Raw genomic sequence first — 20,027 nt, forward strand, 5'->3', positions numbered from 1 at the left:
TCACACCTGCAAAAAGAATGTATCTGGTCGTTGTGGCTCGAAGGCTTCGCTGGCCCACATCAGGGTGACTAGGTCCGCTTCGCCTATGTTCTCGATGTTATGCGTGTAGCCAGGGGGGATTTCGACTACCTTTAGTCTTTCGCCGTCGGTAGTAATGGCCACTACGCTGTCACTGCCGACTGCGCGTAGCCTAATTACCCCTTTGCCGCTCACGACTAAGAACTTTTCGTGCTTGGTGTGGTGCCAGTGATTGCCCTTGGTGATGCCCGGCTTGGCGATGTTTACTGAAAACTGGCCCTGACCCCTGGTGCGTGCAAATTCGGTGAAGGAACCGCGGGCGTCGGTATGCATATGTAGCTCATACGCCAAGGATTCCTCTGGCAAGTAGCTCAGGTAAGTGGCATAGAGTTTTTTGGTGAAGGCATCGTCAAGCGCAGGTATGGCAAGGCTTGCGCGCGCATGGTGAAATGATTGGATGAGGTCGGCCAGTGCCCCGACGGTGGTGCTGTGTGCCACAGGCAAAGAGGCGAACCGCCCAGTAGGGGTGACTACGCCGCGCAAGGCACGTAAGAATTCGTCTACCACATCATCCACATAAACTAAGGTGAGATTAGCACTTTGGTCGTTAATAGTGATGGGTTGTGCGCGGGCAATGTTGTGCAAGAATGTCGCCACTACGCTGTTGTAGTTTGGCCGGCACCACTTGCCAAAGACATTGGGCAAGCGGTACACGAAAACCGGGGCACTTGTCGCGTAGCTGTGAGCGAAGAGCAGGTCTTCGGCAGCTTTTTTGCTCTGCCCATAGGGGTTGTCTAGCGCTGCTTGCGCAGAGGAGGCAAAGAGAATGGGGCAGCGGTTACCATGTTTGCTTAAACTAGACAGTAAGGTGGCCGTAAAGCCCGCATTGCCGGGCATAAAGTCGCCAGCGTCTGGTGGGCGGTTAACCCCAGCGAGGTGAAAGACGAAGGTTGCCTCTTGGCAAAAGGCGGACAACTGCTCGGGCGTGGTGTCGGCGTCGCACTCGTAAACACTTTCGTATCCTTCATTGTGCAGGGTGGCTACAAGGTTACGCCCTATAAAGCCCTTAGACCCGGTAACAAGTATGCTCAAGCCCGCCTCCACCCTTCTAGTTCGTTACGTACGTATTCTAGGTCTAGTAGCTTGGCTTTGATCTCCTCAACTGACATGCGCGTGGTATTGTGAGAATTATACTCGGTGCCTAAGGTGAGCCGTTCGTCCCCTTGCACAAAGTACTTGTCGTAGTTCAGGTCGCGCTTATCGGCTGGTACGCGGAAAAACCCGCCGAGATCTTCGGCTACGGCATATTCCTCTTTGGTAAGTAAGGTTTCGTAGAGCTTTTCACCATGGCGCGTGCCAATGATGCGCAGTTCGTTAGGGGCGACAAAAAGTTCAAGTAGGGCCTGCGCCAAGTCGCCCACTGTCGCTGCCGGCGACTTTTGCACTAGCGTATCGCCTGCAACGGCATTTGCAAAAGCAAAGAGCACTAGGTCTACCGCTTCGGGCAGGCTCATAAGAAAACGCGTCATGTGAGGAGCCGTCACGGTTAGCGGCCGCCCGCTCTTGATTTGCTCGATAAACAAGGGAATAACTGAGCCGCGCGAGGCCATGACATTGCCATAGCGTGTACAGCAGATGAGCGTGAGTGTAGGGTCTACCGTGCGCGCCTTGGCGACTAGCACTTTTTCCATCATGGCCTTAGAGATACCCATAGCGTTGATGGGGTAGGCCGCCTTATCCGTAGAGAGGCCGATGACCTTCTTAACGCCCATTTCGACAGCTGCCGTCAAGACGTTGTCGGTGCCAAGGACATTGGTCTTGACTGCCTCGAGGGGGAAGAACTCACACGAAGGCACCTGTTTTAGCGCAGCGGCATGAAAGACATAGTCCACACCATGCATGGCGTTTTTGATGCTGCCGATGTCGCGTACATCACCTAGGTAGAACTTAAGCTTGTCGCTTTGGTAGCTACGGCGCATATCGTCTTGCTTCTTTTCGTCGCGAGAAAAAATCCGAATCTCGCCGATGTCGGTTCGTAGAAAGCGTTCCGCTACAGCGTTCCCGAAGGAGCCTGTACCGCCGGTGATTAAGAGGGTGCGGTGTTGGAACATGTGCGACCTCCAGCAAAATGCTTCATGATAATTTCGTAGGAATGCTTGGCTGTGTAGTTGTTTTCTAGATATGCCCTGCCGGACTGCCCCATCCTGTGGCGTGTCTCTGCGTTGCAGAGCAAGTTCACCTTCTGCATAAAGACACTTACGCTTCGGGATTCGCACCAAAAGCCGAACTTACCCCCCTCGATGATCTCACCCAAATCAGTGTGCGGGTCAGTGGCCGCCAATATCGGCAAACTGGCCTGCATATACGTCAGGAGGCGTGAAGGGAAATTAGGGACAGTAAAACCTTGATGGAGGAATATAAGACCGACGTCACACGCGGCACAAAGTAGATCGAAATCCTCCGCCGGTAGAAATGGCAGCAGCTTTGCCGCGCGTGGCTTGGCAAGCTCAAAGTAGCGCTGCAGTTTGGCATACTCAGTACCTGCCCCAACAATAACAAAAAATGCTTGATCGTCATGCTCGTTTTCTTTGAGGCATTCGATGATAAACTCCACGCCGTGCGGGGCCCCGATGTTGCCTCCGTAGATAAAAATGGGCTTATCGTGCGGTAGGCCATATTTCGTACGCCAATACTCACGTGCTGCAGCGGTTAGGGTTAAATCTTGTGGTTCTATGCTGTTAGGGCACACCTCGACAAGGTTGGGTGCGATTTTGGGATTCTGTTCGAGGAGGAACTTGACGTTAGCTGGCGACATACACCCAATGTGGTCAGAGAGGCGGTAGAGCTCATGCTCAGTGGAGCGAAAGTAGCGGTAGGGGAGCCCTAGCAAGCCGCTTGCACGCATCATCCCCAAATCTACAGCGTTCTGTGGGAAGATGTCCTTTAACAACAGATAAGTCTTTAACCCATCGCGGGCGCGTAAGTAGCGTATAGTCTGCGTCAGAGTGACGGGTGGCGTTGAATACAACAATACATCAAACTTGATATGTGACAACTTTAAAGCGACTGCCCGCTTAAGCCTTGTGTCTAGGGTTATCGTGTTCCACGCTTTCCGTATTGCGCCTGTCTTCTGGATACTTCCACTTGGCACTTTTACGATTAAAGCCCGCCCTTCTTCGTGCACTGTAACACCCGACTGGGCACTAGACGCACTAGGTGACACGACAGCAACAAAATGCCCATTAGCGACAAACTCGCGCATCAAGTCAGGATATATGCCCCGCTCTTGCAGCGATCGCATATCATACAAAGTAATTAACATTACATTCATTTTTGCCCTCTCCCTCGTCGGCCGCGGTGCATTACCATCGCCACTAACTGACCTTAATCCACTATCGCCATAACTCCCGCGATCACCCTCGCCTGTTCATCTTCAGTTAGGCTTGAGCCTGAAGGCAAGCAGACCCCTTGGGCAAAAAGCTCGGCGCCGACATCAGTGTGGTGCGGGAAGAAGGGGTAGGCCGAAAAGACTGGCTGCAGGTTCATGGGCTTCCACAGGGGGCGGGCCTCGATGTTCTGCTCCTGCAGGCACAGGACAATGTCGCGGGGGGTAACTTCGCTTGCGGGGTATATAGTGACGGCGGTCATCCAGTAGTTTGGCTGGCCGTAGGGCATAATGGGCAGAAGGCGAAGTGGGGTGTTAGCGAAGGCTGCTGCGTATCGCGCAAAGATCTGCTGCCGAGCGGTGATTCTTTCGTGAAGTACGGCTAGCTGCCCCCGCCCGATGGCGGCACAGATGTTAGAGAGGCGGTAGTTGTAGCCGTAATCCACATGTTCGTAGTGGAGTGCGGGCTCGCGGGCTTGAGTAGCCCAGTAACGCATTTTACGTAGGGCCGCTTCATCGTTTGAGACCACCATGCCGCCGCCCGAGGTGGTGATAATTTTGTTGCCGTTAAACGAAAAAACGCCGAAGTGCCCGAGCGAACCGCATTGCTTGCCTTGGTAGGTGGCCCCGAGCGCCTCGGCGGCATCTTGAATGACCGGCACACCATAGTTCTGGCATATAGGTAGAAGCGCTTCGTAGTCGGCGCTCTGACCATAGAGGTCGACAATTATTGCTGCCTTCGGCAACTTGCCCTGCTCTGCCGCCCAGTGAAAGGCTTCTTCTAGCGCGCGGGGGGACATATTCCAGCTGCTTGGCTCGGCATCTATAAACACCGGCGTCGCCTGTTGGTACATAATGGGGTTGCAGCTACCGGCGAAAGTAAGGCTTGAACAAAACACATAATCTCCTTGCCCCACACCGAGGTAGCGCAAGATAAGGTGAATGGCGGCCGTACCTGAGGTGAGAGCCAAGCCGTGCGCAGCACCCACGTAGCGACAAATCTCTTGCTCAAAAGCGTCGACTTGTGGCCCTAGGGGAGCAATCCAGTTAGAGTCGAATGCCTCTTTGATATACTCCATCTCTAGCCCGCTCATATGAGGAGGGGAGAGGTAGATGCGTTTACTCATAAATGCCCCCTTAAATTAGTGCGCCTTACTGGATTGAAGTCGCTAAGAGCGATAACTTGGAAAGAAGTCGTGATTTATGGGCTGAGAATACTTTTCACGGGCGCATACTAACTCGGCAAACACTTTCTCATCCAATATCCGTTTGCCCACCTTAAAATCGATGCAGCCTTTCGGGGCAAAACTATGTTTGTATTGAAAAATCCCGTCTTCTCCACAATAACCCCCGCCAAGTACATATTGTTCGCGGGCTGTATACTGCCCCCATCGAATAATCTCGTACTTTAATAGATCATTGGGCCGGTATCTATAATAGCTCTCGTCTGTACCCCCCAGAAAGGAGTAGATCGTTTTTTCGGAGAGCAGTACTAGCTCCGTGGAAACAACTTTACCCTCTACTATGGCATAGAAAAACTTCAAGTTGTCTGCCAGAGTGTGCTGCATCTGCGAAAAAAACCTTGCGTCAAAATGGTAGCGTGAGTCTGCGGATCGTCGTGCCATTGTGCTAGTATAAATGCTAATGAAGTGTTCGAGTCTTGAGCCTTCGTCGTATACCACTTCAACTCCGAGCTCCCGTGCACGATTCACGTTCTTCCGTACCTTATGATCAAACTCCATCCAAACATCAATGCCCGTGTCTAATCGCCTGACAACATTTCGCCCTCTGACTTCAATTTCTCCTGGATAGCCAGCATTGTCATGTCCACCCAATGGAAAGCGCACAAATTCGGAGACCACTTTATGGGACATCATCCATTCAGTTAGGCCTTGCCAAAATGCGCTAACGCTCTGGCTAGAAGGCTGTCCCCCTAGCAAAATGGGGCCGCCATATCCGTATGGCGATACTACGTCCCAAGAATGTCCAAGGTGGGCGGGAGTGAACTTCTCTATATGCAAAGGCCTTAATACAAAAGGATATATCACTGAGCCAGAATCAGAAATACAAAGTGCGCACATTACCCTATCACTTGGTCTTGCGAAAAGACTCGCGTAGCCAGGCAGGTGCATCGGTTCATTCGAAAACCTGCTGCGCACAACTTCTTGCCAAATTCTCTCGTCACTACAGGTGTTGTTGTTTAGAATTACTCCCCACGCGTAAGTTTCCATCATACTACTCCTCTAAGGTCCCTCTCTTAACAATCAACATACGCCCTGCAACACAGAACAGCAACAAAGCAGATCCCTACTGGCGTTACATAAACTAAGTCAACTACTCTACACTATTAGCAAATTTGTTGAGACGAGTCGCAATACTACCCTTGCAGACAAGGATGTGCTTTGTCCAGCTCTAGTGTCAGCCACTTACCCAACAACAATTAATCAGCGCATCTATGAGGTCGGGGTAGTAAGATTTATCCTCATCTGGATGAACTGGCAAGTTTAAAATAGAACGCGACAAAGCAAGTGCTTCTGCATGACGAATATTTCGCAAAGGTGGGATGGAAGACTTTGTGCCAAGAAAAAAAGTTATCTCTGACAGATTAACTGCCCGACGATAGAATGAAAGAACCCCATGCGCATTATCGTCAGTACGAACCGCTCGATGCTGCTTTACCAAGTCGAGGACTCAGAGATCTCTCGCATCAGTAAATCCAAAGTAATTAACTAACATAACGGCACGGTGACCTTGATCGCACCCTACAAGGAGTGATTCGAGACTGGAAATGTCCACTTCTAATTCTTCCGTCCTTCGATAAAATCCTGTGCGAAGTGAGGGTTCTTGAGAAACTGGATCCAACATGCCATTCCCTTCGCGCGCGGACCAGCCCATAAGCCAGGGAGATTTAACCATTAATGCCGCGATACTGCACCAAGTAAAAGGGCACATCTACAAGGGCAACTAGTGCTTTGTCGCAATGCACCACTTAAGACTATGCCAACTAGAATTTGGTCTTCCCTTAAGAATCTTAATTATCATTTAGACAAAACCTTGAGCATCTTGTAGCGCTCCACGTAATATCCCCCCTTCTGGTAGCAGCGTACAGCACGATCATTACAAGCGTTTACCATCAACTCAAGCTCACATATGTTACGCAAAACTGCTATATGCTCTATTGCATGCATAAGCTCAGTCGCAACACCCTGCCCCCGAAAATCAGATTTAACGCCTATCATGTTAATGTGGATACGTTTATGATCAAAATTATCAACTTCATACCCCCACAAAATGCCGACAAGTTGACCTCTATCAAAAGCTCCAAACAGTATCGCGGTACCATTCTGCAAGAAAACAATCAACTTATCATAGTAGGCCCCAGCAAAGTCACCTTCAATATCCGAGAAATTTGCGGTTAGTATTTCAGACAAAAGGGCACGTACTTCAAACTCATTCGCCGCTACTTCCTCTTCGTTTATCTGTTTTATGTCCACACATACACCCCTCCCCTAGACTATCGCTCTATGTCTAAGTCCTTGAAGTCTAAATTAGAAGCACACTCCGTGACATCTTTGCGTGAGACTACTCGTGCAACTGTGCTTAGCAATATTTTACAATCCAGCACAAAGGAAAGATTGTCCACATAACGCACATCGAGAACAAAACGCTGTGCCCATGGCAGATTATTCCGTCCGCTAACTTGAGCCAAACCTGTGACGCCTGGCCTAACAGTATGACGGCGCCTTTCGTGTTCGGAAAAATGGGGCAAGTACTTCACGAGCAATGGTCTTGGTCCCACTAACGACATATCGCCCTTCACTACATTCCAGAGTTCCGGTAGCTCATCCAAACTTGTGGAACGTAACAACCGACCGAAAGAGGTAAGTCGCTCTGAATCAGGCAATAGCTGACCACGCGAATCACGAGCAGAGGTCATAGTCCGGAACTTATACATGTTGAATATTTTCTCATTCAGCCCAGGCCGCGGCTGCACAAACAATATGGGACTGCCGAGCTTTAGCCGCACAAGTAGCGCCACAAGCGCCATGAGTGGTGAAAACAATGCGATCGCAGTAATCGCTATCGAAAAATCAAAACACCTCTTCAAATATCGCCTATACATCATGCTTATCTGCCCCTAACATATAGCTCTCATGCTAAACTAACAGCGAACAAGCCGGCAATCCCCTCAATCAATCCCCACAACCGCGCAATGTTCCAGTGGCCCGCCCCCCACACCCGCCGCCACTTCGTCGAGGGCTTTAGGGGTAAGTAAGTGTTCTAGCGCGCAGACATCAAAGCCTTTGCCTGCGGCGCAGAGCTCCCTCAGCTCGCTGAGGCAGGAGGCTAGGGCGATGGCGCAATGGTGGTTTTGCCGTGCCACCATGATCTGCTTATGCTGCGTGGCAGCCACGCCTTCTTCGGCCGTCAGTAGTTCTTCGTACAACTTCTCCCCTGGGCGTAGCCCAGTAATAGCTATCTCTATGTCTTGGCCTAGCTTCAGGCCTGAGAGAGTGACTAAGTCCTTCGCCAAGTCCATAATCTTTACTGGGGCGCCCATGTCGAGCACGAATACTTCGCCGCCTTGGCCCATGGAGCCGGCTTGGATGATGAGGCTGACGGCCTCGGGGATGGTCATAAAGTAGCGGGTCATTTCGGGGTGGGTGACGGTGACGGGGCCGCCGCGGGCGATTTGCTCTTTGAAGCGGGGCACGACACTGCCGCGGCTGCCGAGCACATTGCCAAAGCGCACGGCCATAAACTTGGTGGTGTTTGGTCCGTTCATGCCTTGAATGAGGAGTTCGGCAATACGCTTGGTGGCACCCATGACGGAGGTGGGATTAACGGCCTTGTCGGTGGAGACGAGCACGAAGCGTTCGGCTTGGTGGCGCGAGGCCGCCTCGGCCATGATACGGGTGCCGAAGACATTGTTCTTGATGGCTTCGGTCGGGTTTTGCTCCATAAGGGGCACATGCTTGTGGGCGGCGGCGTGAAAGACGACCTGGGGTTTGTGCGCGGACAGTAGGTGGTCGATGCGCTGGGCGTCTTGTACGTCGGCTATTAGTGGGGTGATTTTAAGAAAGGGGAAGCTATGCACTAGCTCTTTATGTACTTCGTAGATGCTGTTTTCGCCACGCCCGAGGAGTAAGAGGTGAGACGGGGTGAAGCAGGCTACTTGGCGACTGAGCTCAGCGCCGATAGAGCCACCTGCGCCGGTGATGAGCACTGCTTTGCCGCGGAGGTAGGAAGCAATGCCGGTGTAGTCGGTTTTAATTTCGGGCCGCGGGAGCAAGTCTTCTATTTGTACTTCGCGGATGGTGCTGACATCGATGCAGTTTTGGATGATGCTGTACAGCCCGGGCACGGTACGCGGCTTAATGCCAAGTGCCGTGCAGCGCTGAAAGAGCTCGCGTATGCGGCCTGCGGGGGCAGAGGGAGTAGCGATAATGACTTGCGAAATGGCGTGTGAGGACACGATCTGCTCTAGCAAGGACATGGGGCCGAGGACGGGAATGTTGTCGATACTTAAGCCGATTTTGCCTTTGTCGTCATCAAGAAAGCCTACTACTTGGCTGTCTATTTCGGGGTGTTTGGCCAGCTCTTTAACTGTGATGCGACCGGCGTCGCCTGCGCCTAGGATGAGGGTTTTTTTGCGGCCCGTTACACGGGGCCTCTTTTTGTAGGCGGCGAGCAACCGCACCATGAAGCGCATACCCCCTACCGCGGCTACGTTACCAAAGGCGGACATCACTATGACGCTGCGCGGAAAGTTAAGGCTTGGGTTTACGTACATAAAGCCGAAGAGCGCGGTTGTGGCGAGGGTAACGGTGCCCGCGATAGTGACGAGGTCTTCGGCCGAGGCGTAGCGCCAGAGGCGGCTGTAGAGGCCGAAGTAGTAGTAGATTACGATGTAGAGCGGGACGGCGACGACCATGTAACGCAGCCAGGTGTAGATAAAGATGGCGTCGGGCCGAAAATCAAAGCGGAGGTAGAGCCCGAGAACGCCGGAAACTACGAGGGCCAGGGCGTCGCCTGTAGCGAGAAGAAACTTGTATTTTACACTAGCTGACATAGTTCACCTGCCTTCGCGCCCGCTTTATATTAGAGATACGTGGACTAGGACTTCGTCCTGCGGCTGCCATAGTAGTAGTAATAGTAATCGTCCTGCGAGTCGCCTTCGACACCATTTAGTACCACCCCAAGGATGTTGGCCTTGACACTGGCTAGCTGGGCCTTGGCCTTGTTAGCCATTTCTTTGCTTACTTCACCCACGGCAACCACCAAAATAACCCCATCCACCATGGAAGAAAGTATGGCTGAGTCGGTTACGGCTAGGGTGGGCGGGCCATCGATAATGATGATGTCAAAGTCTTTTTTAAAGGAATCCAGCAAGTCGCGCATGCGGCCACTACCAATAATTTCTGAGGGGTTAGGCGGTATGGGGCCGGAACTGACTACCTTGAGGTTTGGCACACCGACGTCGCGCACGGCGATCTGCGTAGCTACATTTTGCATTAGCAGGTTGGTGAGCCCGAGTGGGTTGCTTGTTTTGAATACTTTGTGCTGGGAGGGCCGGCGCAAGTCGCCGTCTATAATGAGCACCTTGCTACCAGTTTGTGCAAAGGCGATGGCCAGATTGGCGGCGGTGGTGGACTTGCCCTCGGCTGGAGCCGTGGAGGTGATTAAAATAGTCTTGACGGGTTTGTCGAGCGAGGAAAACTGGATATTAGTGCGCAGTACGCGGTAGGACTCGGCCACCCGCGAAGAAAGGTCGCTCGTTATGAGCTGGTGGTTTTTCATTTTGTGCTTCATTTTGACGCCCCCACTTGCTCGCTCGCAAAGTCGTTTGCCTTAAATAGAGGTATGGTGCCGAGCAGGGGCAAGCCGAGGTGCTCTTGCACATCTTCTGGCTTTTTAAAGGTGTTATCTAAGTAACTTAGGACAAAAGCAGCCCCAAGCCCAGCCATACCGCCCGCAAAACCCGCGACCACCATGGTGAGGAGTTTGCGCGGACTGATTGGTAATTCTGGCACGGTGGCAGTGTCTATAACTGTTACGTTCTCGGCATTCATGATGCGCAGGGTGTTGCTACGAAACGACATGGCCACCGCGTTGGCTAGGCGGGCCGCAAAATATGGGTCTTCGTTTTCGACTGTTATAGCGATAATTTCGGTGTCTCCACGCAGCGTTACGTCGACCATGCTGCTAAGGTCGTCCGTGCTGATGTCTAGCCGCAGCAAATCGATAACCTCGCGAGCTACGGTGCGGCTACGGGCGATTTCGCGGTAGGTGCGAACTAAGAGGCGGCTGGCTAGGAGGTCGGAATGCACAACTTGGCCGGTGGTCTGGGCCGATGAACGCGCCCCAACGATGAGGGTGGTCTCGGCGCGGAAGATGGGCGGTAAAATGAAAAACACGGAGATGCCGGCAATTACAACGGCTACAGTGGGGACGATGAGTATTACCATTATGTACTTGCGGATGATGGAAAATACTTGCCTGAGGTCTAGTGTTACTTCGTCGTCAAATTCACGTCTCTCCATAAAGGGCCCCTCTCAAGATGAAATGTTCTACTACTATCTTCGACAAATAAGATAGGAATCCTGCCCTTATTTTTCGACAAGATTCGACAATCTTCGACAATTACTTACCTTAAATGTCAATCTGCAGGAAAAAGGCAACGACCTGATGATAACATGTCTGTGACACAGTTGTCAAACTTCTGCAACACAAAAAACGTCCGCACCGCGGACGTCTATCTTATCTCTTGCTTCTTATTTCTTCTTTTCCTTGCTTCTTATCTCTTGCCTCTTGCCTCTTGCCTCTTGCCTCTTGCCTCTTAAATCATGCTTCTATTTTCTTGCCTCTTGCCTCTTGAATGGTGGGCGATGACGGGCTCGAACCGCCGACATCCTGCTTGTAAGGCAGGCGCTCTCCCAGCTGAGCTAATCGCCCATATGCGCTCTCTTTACTTCTTCTCGTGCCTCTTACTTCTCTTATCCAACTTCTAACTTCTTGCCTCTTATTTCTTGCCTCTAACTTCTTGCCTCTTACTTCTCTTATCCAACTTCTTGCTTCTTATTTCTTGCCTCTTGTCTCTTGAAATGGTGGGCCCACTAGGACTCGAACCTAGGACCAATCGGTTATGAGCCGACCGCTCTGACCAACTGAGCTATGGGCCCAAAAATGGCTCCTCAGGTAGGACTCGAACCTACAACCTATCGGTTAACAGCCGATTGCTCTGCCATTGAGCTACTGAGGAATCTCTGACACAAGAACAATTATACGCAAAACGCGCCTTGTCGTCAATGAAAAATTGCGCTAAAAATTATTCTAAGAAGTCTCGTAGCCACTTGCTGCGGCTCGGGTGGCGCAATTTGCGCAGTGCCTTGGCCTCGATTTGGCGGATGCGCTCGCGCGTGACGCCAAACTCATGCCCTACTTCTTCTAGGGTGCGCGGCCTGCCGTCCTCTAGACCAAAGCGCAGCCGCAAGACTTTTTGCTCGCGCACTGTTAAAGTCGAAAGGGTGTCTTCAAGCTGCTCGCGCAACATGGCATAGGCCGCCGACTCCGCGGGAGCGGGGGCGTCTTCATCGGGGATAAAATCGCCTAGGTGCGAGTCCTCTTCTTCACCGATGGGTGTTTCGAGAGAAACGGGCTCTTGCGCAATTTTATGAATTTCGTGCACGCGCTCAACGGGCATGCCCATTTCGGCGGCGACTTCTTCGGGGGTGGGCTCGCGACCTAGCTCTTGCAAGAGCTGACGCGTCACACGGATGAGTTTATTAATCGTCTCGACCATGTGCACGGGTATGCGAATGGTGCGGGCTTGGTCGGCGATGGCGCGGGTTATGGCTTGGCGAATCCACCAGGTGGCGTAGGTTGAGAATTTGTAGCCCTTGCGGTAATCGAATTTCTCAACGGCCTTCATGAGACCAAGGTTGCCTTCCTGGATTAAGTCAAGAAACAACATGCCCCGGCCTACATAGCGCTTGGCGATGGAGACGACGAGGCGCAAGTTAGCCTCTACCAAGCGACGCTTCGCGTCCATGTTGCCGCTCTCCATGCGTTTGGCCAACTCTACTTCTTCGTCGGAAGTAAGGAGAGGCACGCGGCCAATCTCTTTAAGGTACATACGAACCGGATCATCGAGGCGCACACCATCGGGTATGCCGATTTCACCCTGCTCTACCTCTTCATCGGGAATAACGGCGCGCAAGATGACTCCGTCTGGCTCAATGGGCACCAAGGCCTCGTTCAGCCCACGCTCAGGGACCACGTCGATGCCTAGGCCCGCTAGCCCCTCATATAGCTCCTCGATTTGATCTGGTTCGAGCTCCACTTCATTCAGCTGGTCGCTCACTTCCTTGTAGGTGAGCACCCCGCTCTTCTTCCCCCGCTCAATCAGGTTCTTAATAGCTTCAAGCTGAATTTCTTTCTTGTTCAAGGAAACAACCCCCCCAGTTGGGCAACTCTCTCTATCTAAGTTTCTTCTTACGGAGAACTGCGTCGGTACGTTCTTTTAACCATTGGTTTCTTTCTTCGCTACTTTGGGCCGATTCTATCTCGCGGTCAATTTGCGCTATCTGCAAAGACAGACTATGCTCTTCTAAAGCGATAAAACATTCATTCGCCATGCTAGTAGTGTTTTCCTCTAAAATTTGCTCACTTAGCGCAATAAGAAGTTCGGACTTTAAGATGCCCTCTAACTCGTGTGCCAGAGCTACCGGATCATCGGCTAAGGTGAGGTCTTCGGCCATCCACGCTGCTAAGAGACGATGCTTGTCATCGCTAAACCCTAGGTCACTCCACCGGCGAGCGATTTCGCCGCGCAGCAGGGGCTGTGTGGCCATGAGGTAGAGCAGGGTGCGGGCCGCCTTAAGCCAACCCGCCTTGGGCAACGCCACATCTTTACCAGAAATATTATGCCGCCCTTTGGAAAGTTTATCCGAACTAGGTGATTTACCCATGACTTTAGCTAGTTCCTGCCGAAAAGACTCCCGCGGCAGGTGGTACTGATGCATAACTTTATCTAAGTAGCCTTCTCGCTCTACGGCGTTCTCGACCTCGGAGAGCAGCTTGGCGACACTGGCCGCAAAAGCACCCCGCCCTTCTGGGGTAAGCGTATCGTGCGACTTGGCAAGACTGGCAATGCGGTACTCTGTAAAGGGTATGCTCTCTTGCGATACTCTGACCAAAAAATCCTCTTTGCTGTGGGTGCGCAAGTAGTCGTCTGGGTCTTTGCTCGTGCCTAAGCTGGCGACGCCGCCACTAAGACCTAGGCGACGCACTACTTCAATGCCCCGCATGGTGGCGGCCACACCCGCATCATCGGTGTCATAACAGAGTATAAGGCGATCGGCGTAGCGCTTTAAGATCGTCACTTGTTCTATAGTTAGCGCCGTGCCAAGCGACGCCACGACATTGTCTAGGCCGTGCTTCCACGCTGCTATGGCATCCATGTACCCCTCCACTATGACGGCATACCCTGCTTTAGAGATAGCCTTGCCTGCCCTATCTAGCCCATAGAGCTCATGTCCCTTGTGGAATAGCTTTGTCTCGGGCGAGTTTAGGTACTTAGGCTGCGTGTCATCGAGCACACGACCCCCAAAGGCTATGACCTGGCCCTGGCGATTACGAATAGGGTACATGATACGATGCCGAAAACGGTCGTAGAGGCCCTTATCCCCCGCTACAGCTAACCCTACCCGCAGTAGCTCTTCTGGCGTGAAGCCGTCTTTCTCGGCGCGCTCGAGCAGGGTGCGCCATGGCGGCAGGCTGTAGCCAATTTTAAGCTCGGCCATAAGTTCGGGGGAAAGGCCCCGCTTGATTAAGTATTCGCGTGCCTCACGCCCTAAGGAGGCGTTCTGCAGTTGGCGGTAGTATATGTCGGCCGCCCACTCCATGACCCTGATATCGCGTTCGCGCTCACGGCGCTTGGCCAAGAACGCCGCATCATCGACTTGACTAGTGGGCATCTCGAGCCCCGCTCTTTCGGCGAGACGTTCTAAGGCTTCGTTAAAGGACAGCTTGTGGTGCTCCATGAGAAAGCTGAGCGAATTGCCCCCGGCGTGGCAACCAAAGCAGTAGTACATTTGCTTTTCGGGGCTGACTTTAAAAGAGGGGGTTTTCTCCCCATGAAAAGGGCACAACCCCCAGTAATCTCGGCCCTTCTTGTTTAGACGCACGGCTTCACCGACCACCTGCACTATGTCGGCGCTAGAGCGCACGAGCTCGACAAATTCTCTAGGGTAACTTGGCATGCGGCCACCTTTCTGCCGAAGCTTTATGCCGGCTTACTTGTCGGAACGCTCACGGCGATTGTAGTACTCAATAATCTTTGAGGCGGTTTCTTCAACGGCTTTCTTGGTGACGTCAATTATTCTACACCCGGCTTTGCGCATCACGCCTTCGCCGAAAGAGAGCTCTTCTCTGATGCGCTCGAAGCTAGCATAGCTAGCATTACTGGCCAGGCCAAGGGCCTTTAGGCGTTCTTGCCGGATGGCTTGGAGCTCATCGGCCCTAATGGTTAAGCCAAAGATGCGCGCGGGGTCCACCAGAAAGATTTCTTCTGGTGGGTTGACCTCGGGTACGAGAGGCACATTGGCGACGCGGTACCCGCGATGCGCGAGGTACATGCTGAGGGGTGTCTTGGAGGTGCGTGACACGCCAAGCAAGACTAAGTCGGCCTTGAGCAAGCCGCGCGGGTCTTTGCCGTCGTCGTACTTTACGGCAAACTCCACCGCCTCGACTTCGCGGAAATATTCTTCATCTAACTGATAGATACGCCCAGGCTGAAGTTTGGGTAACGACTGAGCGATGGTCGCCAAGCCGTCCATCATGGGCCCTAGTACGTCGACCACACCTACCCCCGCTGCGGCGCAGCGGGTATTTACATGCTGCCTAAGCTCGGGCAGCACCAGGGTATGGATGACGAGAGAGCGATGCAGCTTGGCCTCGTCGACTACTTCATCTAGCGCCTCGATACTTGAAACGTAGGAAATGCGCTTGTACTCCATATGATTGTCAAACTGACTGACGGCAGCACGGGCCACACGATGTGCTGTCTCGCCTAACGAGTCAGACACAACATAGAGGACGCTCTTTCTCTCCACAATACAACCTCCTAGCGTATTTCCGCCACTTCGGCGAGTAAGGCATTGATGGTACGCAGTGAAATGACCCCGGTCACCTCGAGGTGCTGGCCAGCTGCTGTCTGTACTACTTTGGTGACCGGTAGCGAAGTTAAACCATGGGTTCTGAGCTTACGCGTGGCGGACAAAATGGTTTCGTCCGGTTGTAGAGTCACCAAGTTAGCGCTGCGGGTCATAATGACACTGACTGGCATTCTGTGTAGGTCGACCTGACCGATGGAGCTACGCAGGAGGTCGCTCTGCGAGAGTGCGCCTAGGAGACGTGCAGCCTCGTCGACCACAAAGAGGGTGTTGGTGTCCTCGACAAAGGTGGCCACGATGGCATCATACAAAGAGGAAGTGGCCTTAACTACTACGGGTACGCTCTGTACTTCGCGCACACAGAGTTCTAGGAGACGGGCTAAGGCCTCCCCCCCCTGCTCTCGACCAGCGTAAGTGTAGCCCACCCGCGGGCGGGCTTCTAAGTAGCCGGACATGGTCAGGATGGCGAGATCGCCCCGTATGGTGGCACGCGACACTTTTAGTTCGGCGGCGAGGTCTTCGGCAGTGATAGGCTGAGACTGCTTTACTCTCTCTAAGATGCTACCTTGCCGTGGCGTAAGTTGCATGGCTTCACCTCGTTCCCCTTCGTAGCTCCGCCAAAAAGGCACGACTCTCGGGTGTTCGCTCTAACTTGTGGGTCATGATGCGGTCTAGTAGCACAGCCACCTCGCGCTCGGCGGGCGCGGGCTCCGGCCATGTTTCCAGGCGGCGCCAGCTGCCTTCGCTTAATGCCAGGAGCAAGTGATGAGCTTCTTTACTGACAGTGACCAGACTTTGGCTCTGCGCTCTGTTGCTGCAGGTGGGACAGAGAAACCCTGGAGCCGCCAGCACAAGTTTTTGGCCTGCCTCACTGCCGCATTCCATACAATGCTCCACGCTGACGGCGAAACCGAGCCGGCTTAGCAAACGAAGCGTAAAGAACGCCAAAAGCAGCTCGTGGCGCTCACTATGACACAAGATATGAAGGCAGGCCGTGAGTAGACTTAGGATGTCGTCATGGCTCTGCCCATCGACCAAAGATAAATCCACGAGCTCCATCATGTAGAGGCCAAAGGCAATTTTGTCTAAGTTCTCACGCAGGGGGCGAAAACCCTCGACCATCTCTACCTGACTTAGGGTGTAGAGAGATTTTCCTTGGTAGAGGGTGAAACGCAGGTGCGAGAAGGGCTGGGTGACAGACGCAAAACGACTCTGTACCTTGCGGGCACCTTTTGCTACCGCGCGCACCTTGCCATGGCCGGCGACCAGTATTAAGAGTAGCCTATCCCACTCCCCCAAGTTGTAAGACCGGAGCACTAGGCCTTCGCCCTTAAGTTGTGGCATTCTGAGCTTGGCTTTCCTCCACAATGGCTACGCCAGAACTAGTACCAATGCGATTAGCGCCAGCGGCAACGAAGGCGAGCAAAGTATCTAAATTGCGTACTCCCCCCGAGGCCTTGACCATAACGTCGGGGCCGACGGTGCGGCGCATAAGAGCGACGTCGGGCAAGGTAGCGCCAGCGGGGCCAAACCCGGTAGAGGTCTTGACAAAAGCTGCCCCTGCTCTTTTAGAGGCGCTGCACACGGCTATCTTTTCTTCGTCATTTAGGAGGGCGGTCTCAAGAATAACCTTGACGCCAACAGGCGCGGCTGCGAGTACCACGGCACGAATGTCGGCTTCTACTTCGGCCCACATACCTGCCTTAGCCCAGCCGATATTAATGACCATGTCTATTTCGCTGGCCCCGTCTAAAATGGCTTGCTTGGTTTCTTGGCACTTGCTATAGGTCGAAGTGGCGCCTAATGGGAAGCCAACCACGCTGGCGACATGAATATCGTCATGAACGATGCTCTTAACCAAGGGCACGTAGCAGGCGTTGACGCACACAGCCGCAAAACCGTACTGATTGGCTTCGTGGCAGAGCTTTTCGATGTCGCGCGGGGTGGCGTCGGCCTTTAGTATGGTGTGATCGATATATTTTGCTACTTCTCTTGCTTGCATCCCAACACTACCTTTCTCTCTCGTAACCAAGGCGCTGAATGTCGAGCTCTTTGTTGCGCCAACCCTTGCGTACCTTTACCCACAATTCTAAGTGGACTTGACTGCCTAGCAAGGCCTCCATATCACGGCGTGCGGCTATGCCGACGGCCTTAAGAAGTGCGCCCTGCTTGCCGATGACTATGCCTTTTTGCGACTCGCGCTCGACATAGATGTTAGCTGAGACATGCACGAAGTTGCCCTTGTCGGCCATGCTCTCGACAACCACAGCTAGGGAATGCGGCACTTCATCGCGCGTTAACTCTAACAGCTTCTCTCTGATCATTTCAGCCGCCACAAAACGTTCGGGCTGATCGATAATCATATCGGTGGGGTAGTACTGGGGCCCTACGGGCAGGTTTAGCCGCATGTAGGCTAAGAGATCGTCTACCCCTTGGCCCTGCAAGGCCGAGACGACAAAGACAGCCTTGAACCGATAAACGCCCAAGTAGGCATCGAGAGTGCGCCTAACTTCGTCGGCAGAAACGGTATCGGCCTTGTTGACGACGAGAACTACATGGGCGTTCTCTGGGAACAAGTCGATGATGTGCTGGTCACCCTTGCCTACGCTCGTGCTAGGCTCGACCACAAACCAAGCCTGATCGACCTCGGACAAGCTGCTGACCGCGTTTTGCACCAGTTGCTCGCCTAGCTTGTGCTGTGGCTTATGTATGCCTGGCGTGTCCAAAAAAACGACTTGCAAGTTGTCCTCTGAGAAAATGCAGCGAATTTTGTTACGGGTGGTCTGCGGCTTGTCGCTGACGATAAGTATTTTTTCGCCTAGTACCCGATTTAGCAGTGTGGACTTGCCCACATTAGGCCGGCCTACCACGGCCACAAAACCTGAATGAAACGTCAATTGATTTCCCCCTTTGTGAGCGACTGCGGACCAAAAGAATCGGGCAGTAATTTGGCAAGGCTTGTCTCGTGCACTTGCCCGTCACCGCCCACCAAGTAAACCGGAAAATCCTCGCCAAACTCGCGCAGTACCTGTCGACAGGCACCGCATGGTGAGGGCAGGCCTTTCTCGATAGCGATGGCCACGGCCTCTATAGAGCGCGGCGCACCGGCAGAAATGGCTGCAAACACGGCAGATCTCTCGGCACACATGGAGAGCCCGTAGGAAGCGTTCTCGACATTGGCCCCTAGGTAAATTTGGCCCCCACTCAAAATCGCCGCACCTACTCTGTAGCCAGAGTAAGGTGCGTACGCTCTGGTTAGGGCCTCTTGTGCCGCCTTAATCAATTCATTGTGCATGGTCTTTTTCCACCTCTTAAATCACTAGTATACCATTATTCCCACCCCGCCCTACCTAGACGGCAAAAAAGCTGGCAAGGTCATGTTACGCACCGGCACAACATCGACTTGTACCCCTCGCGTAGTGAGCAAGCTTGCTCTCACGAGACTGAGACTTGAATATAGTACGGCACTATCGCCCACGGCTTCGATGAGTACTGGGTCCACTACAATGGGACGCTGGTTCACCAGTATGACCGGACCGGCACAGCGTATAGAAGAAGTAGCGATAAGACGCTGTTCGCCTACGGCAATACCCGAGGCACCTGCGGCCAGCAACTCGTTGACAATATCGCGCACATCGCCATCGTGGACAATCTCTGCGGCATCAAGACCCCGAAAAGCGTCAAAAACCTTGATGCGCACCCCGGCACCAGTCAAGGGCAGGTGCCCCGCTTGGGTACGTAGAGCCTGCAGCTCTAGGCGCAGGGTAGCGGCTTCTTGCTCTAGCGAGGTCAACCGGTCGGTAAGTGAGCGCGGCAGGGGTGCACGTACCTGCCCATTTTCGATCTCTATATTAATGAGGGAGAAATTGCGTGCTAGGGCGCGGTGGCCGTTTAGCTCCCTTAGAAGCGCTGGCGTAACCATGTCGGGCGGACCTTTAACGAGCACCTCGCGCCCTTCCTCGCGGCTAACGGTGAGCGTCGCCTTGCCCCGCAGGTTCTTTACGGGACCTTGTGTGCGTAACAGGGTGACGATGGCCTCGCGCCGCAAATTTTCGGCTTCTCTCGCCATCACCGTCTGCGCCTCAAGTATCCCCCGCTGCAAAGACTGCGATACTTCGTCTGCCGTGCGAGCCTTGTTCACCTCAAACAGCATCACCGCCAGGGTGTCTTGCATGGCCCGATTCTTATCTAAGCCATCACTCTCCGCGATTCTCGTCAAATGATCGATAACGAGTTCTGCCCCAGCGCGTGCAGTGGCCGCAGCATCGGCCTCCCCCGGCAAACGATAGAGGTTGAAACTACGCCCGAGCATAAGGGTATTAATGAGTAGGACGACCGCGACGACCATCGTAAGCCAAGGCCGCTCTCTCTGCAACACGCTTACTTTCACTGTTCTACGCCCCCCTGTACAGGTAAACATGGCCTACCTACATGCCTACTATACTGCA

At 53.2% G+C, this 20,027-nt stretch carries 19 protein-coding genes and 3 tRNA genes; all 22 read right to left on the reverse strand.

All coding sequences use genetic code 11. The annotated features are described in order from the left end of the window. The 22 genes from KGZ92_03660 to KGZ92_03765 all read right to left on the reverse strand — a co-directional run bounded on the left by KGZ92_03660 (position 1) and on the right by KGZ92_03765 (position 19,969). A complete protein-coding gene (locus KGZ92_03660) occupies positions 1–1,110 on the reverse strand; it encodes an NAD-dependent epimerase/dehydratase family protein (protein MBS3888386.1) in 1,110 nt (369 codons plus the stop codon). Further along, a complete protein-coding gene (locus KGZ92_03665) occupies positions 1,107–2,129 on the reverse strand; it encodes a polysaccharide biosynthesis protein (GenBank protein ID MBS3888387.1) in 1,023 nt (340 codons plus the stop codon). The genes KGZ92_03660 and KGZ92_03665 overlap by 4 nt, the downstream gene beginning before the upstream one ends. Then, positions 2,105–3,349, reverse strand: a complete 1,245-nt coding sequence (locus tag KGZ92_03670) for a glycosyltransferase family 4 protein (protein ID MBS3888388.1) — start codon at positions 3,347–3,349, stop codon at positions 2,105–2,107. Before KGZ92_03670 ends, KGZ92_03665 begins: the two co-directional genes overlap by 25 nt. Before the next feature lie 53 nt (positions 3,350–3,402). Next, positions 3,403–4,530 carry a DegT/DnrJ/EryC1/StrS family aminotransferase gene (locus tag KGZ92_03675; protein ID MBS3888389.1) on the reverse strand — a complete coding sequence of 376 codons (1,128 nt, stop codon included), beginning with the start codon at positions 4,528–4,530 and terminating at the stop codon, positions 3,403–3,405. A gap of 42 nt (positions 4,531–4,572) precedes the next feature. Continuing rightward, positions 4,573–5,343 carry a GNAT family N-acetyltransferase gene (locus KGZ92_03680; GenBank protein ID MBS3888390.1) on the reverse strand — a complete coding sequence of 257 codons (771 nt, stop codon included), beginning with the start codon at positions 5,341–5,343 and terminating at the stop codon, positions 4,573–4,575. A gap of 1,098 nt (positions 5,344–6,441) precedes the next feature. Next, a complete protein-coding gene (locus KGZ92_03685; GenBank protein MBS3888391.1) occupies positions 6,442–6,897 on the reverse strand; it encodes a GNAT family N-acetyltransferase in 456 nt (151 codons plus the stop codon). A 20-nt stretch (positions 6,898–6,917) separates the two neighbouring features. Continuing rightward, complete coding sequence (locus KGZ92_03690) at positions 6,918–7,526, reverse strand: sugar transferase (GenBank protein ID MBS3888392.1); 609 nt, start codon at positions 7,524–7,526, stop codon at positions 6,918–6,920. Between the two features lie 66 nt (positions 7,527–7,592). Then, on the reverse strand, positions 7,593–9,476 hold the full coding sequence (locus KGZ92_03695) for a polysaccharide biosynthesis protein (GenBank protein MBS3888393.1): 1,884 nt from the start codon (positions 9,474–9,476) through the stop codon (positions 7,593–7,595). A gap of 44 nt (positions 9,477–9,520) precedes the next feature. Next, positions 9,521–10,204 (reverse strand): CpsD/CapB family tyrosine-protein kinase, encoded by a 684-nt coding sequence (locus KGZ92_03700; GenBank protein MBS3888394.1) that lies wholly within the window; start codon positions 10,202–10,204, stop codon positions 9,521–9,523. 8 nt (positions 10,205–10,212) lie between these two features. After that, on the reverse strand, positions 10,213–10,947 hold the full coding sequence (locus KGZ92_03705; protein MBS3888395.1) for a hypothetical protein: 735 nt from the start codon (positions 10,945–10,947) through the stop codon (positions 10,213–10,215). 336 nt (positions 10,948–11,283) lie between these two features. Next, a tRNA-Val gene (locus KGZ92_03710) sits at positions 11,284–11,359 on the reverse strand. Positions 11,360–11,509: 150 nt separating this feature from the next. Continuing rightward, positions 11,510–11,586 (reverse strand) — tRNA-Ile (locus KGZ92_03715). Between the two features lie 5 nt (positions 11,587–11,591). Continuing rightward, positions 11,592–11,666 (reverse strand) — tRNA-Asn (locus tag KGZ92_03720). A gap of 66 nt (positions 11,667–11,732) precedes the next feature. Continuing rightward, a complete protein-coding gene (rpoD, locus tag KGZ92_03725; GenBank protein MBS3888396.1) occupies positions 11,733–12,851 on the reverse strand; it encodes an RNA polymerase sigma factor RpoD in 1,119 nt (372 codons plus the stop codon). Positions 12,852–12,882: 31 nt separating this feature from the next. Continuing rightward, positions 12,883–14,667, reverse strand: coding sequence for a DNA primase (dnaG, locus tag KGZ92_03730; protein ID MBS3888397.1), 1,785 nt, complete (start codon positions 14,665–14,667; stop codon positions 12,883–12,885). 33 nt (positions 14,668–14,700) lie between these two features. Beyond that, on the reverse strand, positions 14,701–15,519 hold the full coding sequence (locus tag KGZ92_03735) for a kinase/pyrophosphorylase (GenBank protein MBS3888398.1): 819 nt from the start codon (positions 15,517–15,519) through the stop codon (positions 14,701–14,703). An 11-nt stretch (positions 15,520–15,530) separates the two neighbouring features. Then, entirely contained in the window at positions 15,531–16,166 is a 636-nt protein-coding gene (locus KGZ92_03740) for a CBS domain-containing protein (protein ID MBS3888399.1), read from the reverse strand. A gap of 4 nt (positions 16,167–16,170) precedes the next feature. Further along, on the reverse strand, positions 16,171–16,923 hold the full coding sequence (recO, locus tag KGZ92_03745) for a DNA repair protein RecO (GenBank protein MBS3888400.1): 753 nt from the start codon (positions 16,921–16,923) through the stop codon (positions 16,171–16,173). Continuing rightward, positions 16,910–17,581, reverse strand: a complete 672-nt coding sequence (deoC, locus tag KGZ92_03750) for a deoxyribose-phosphate aldolase (GenBank protein MBS3888401.1) — start codon at positions 17,579–17,581, stop codon at positions 16,910–16,912. The genes recO and deoC overlap by 14 nt, the downstream gene beginning before the upstream one ends. 7 nt (positions 17,582–17,588) lie before the next feature. Next, the gene (gene era / locus KGZ92_03755) at positions 17,589–18,476 is read right to left on the reverse strand and encodes a GTPase Era (GenBank protein ID MBS3888402.1); all 888 of its coding nucleotides are present in this window, start codon (positions 18,474–18,476) and stop codon (positions 17,589–17,591) included. Beyond that, positions 18,473–18,874, reverse strand: a complete 402-nt coding sequence (gene cdd / locus KGZ92_03760; GenBank protein MBS3888403.1) for a cytidine deaminase — start codon at positions 18,872–18,874, stop codon at positions 18,473–18,475. Before cdd ends, era begins: the two co-directional genes overlap by 4 nt. A 51-nt stretch (positions 18,875–18,925) precedes the next feature. Continuing rightward, positions 18,926–19,969, reverse strand: coding sequence for a DUF881 domain-containing protein (locus KGZ92_03765; protein ID MBS3888404.1), 1,044 nt, complete (start codon positions 19,967–19,969; stop codon positions 18,926–18,928). Between the last annotated feature and the right edge of the window lie 58 nt (positions 19,970–20,027).

The organism is Bacillota bacterium (assembly GCA_018333655.1).
Classification (GTDB): domain Bacteria; phylum Bacillota; class UBA994; order UBA994; family UBA994; genus BS524.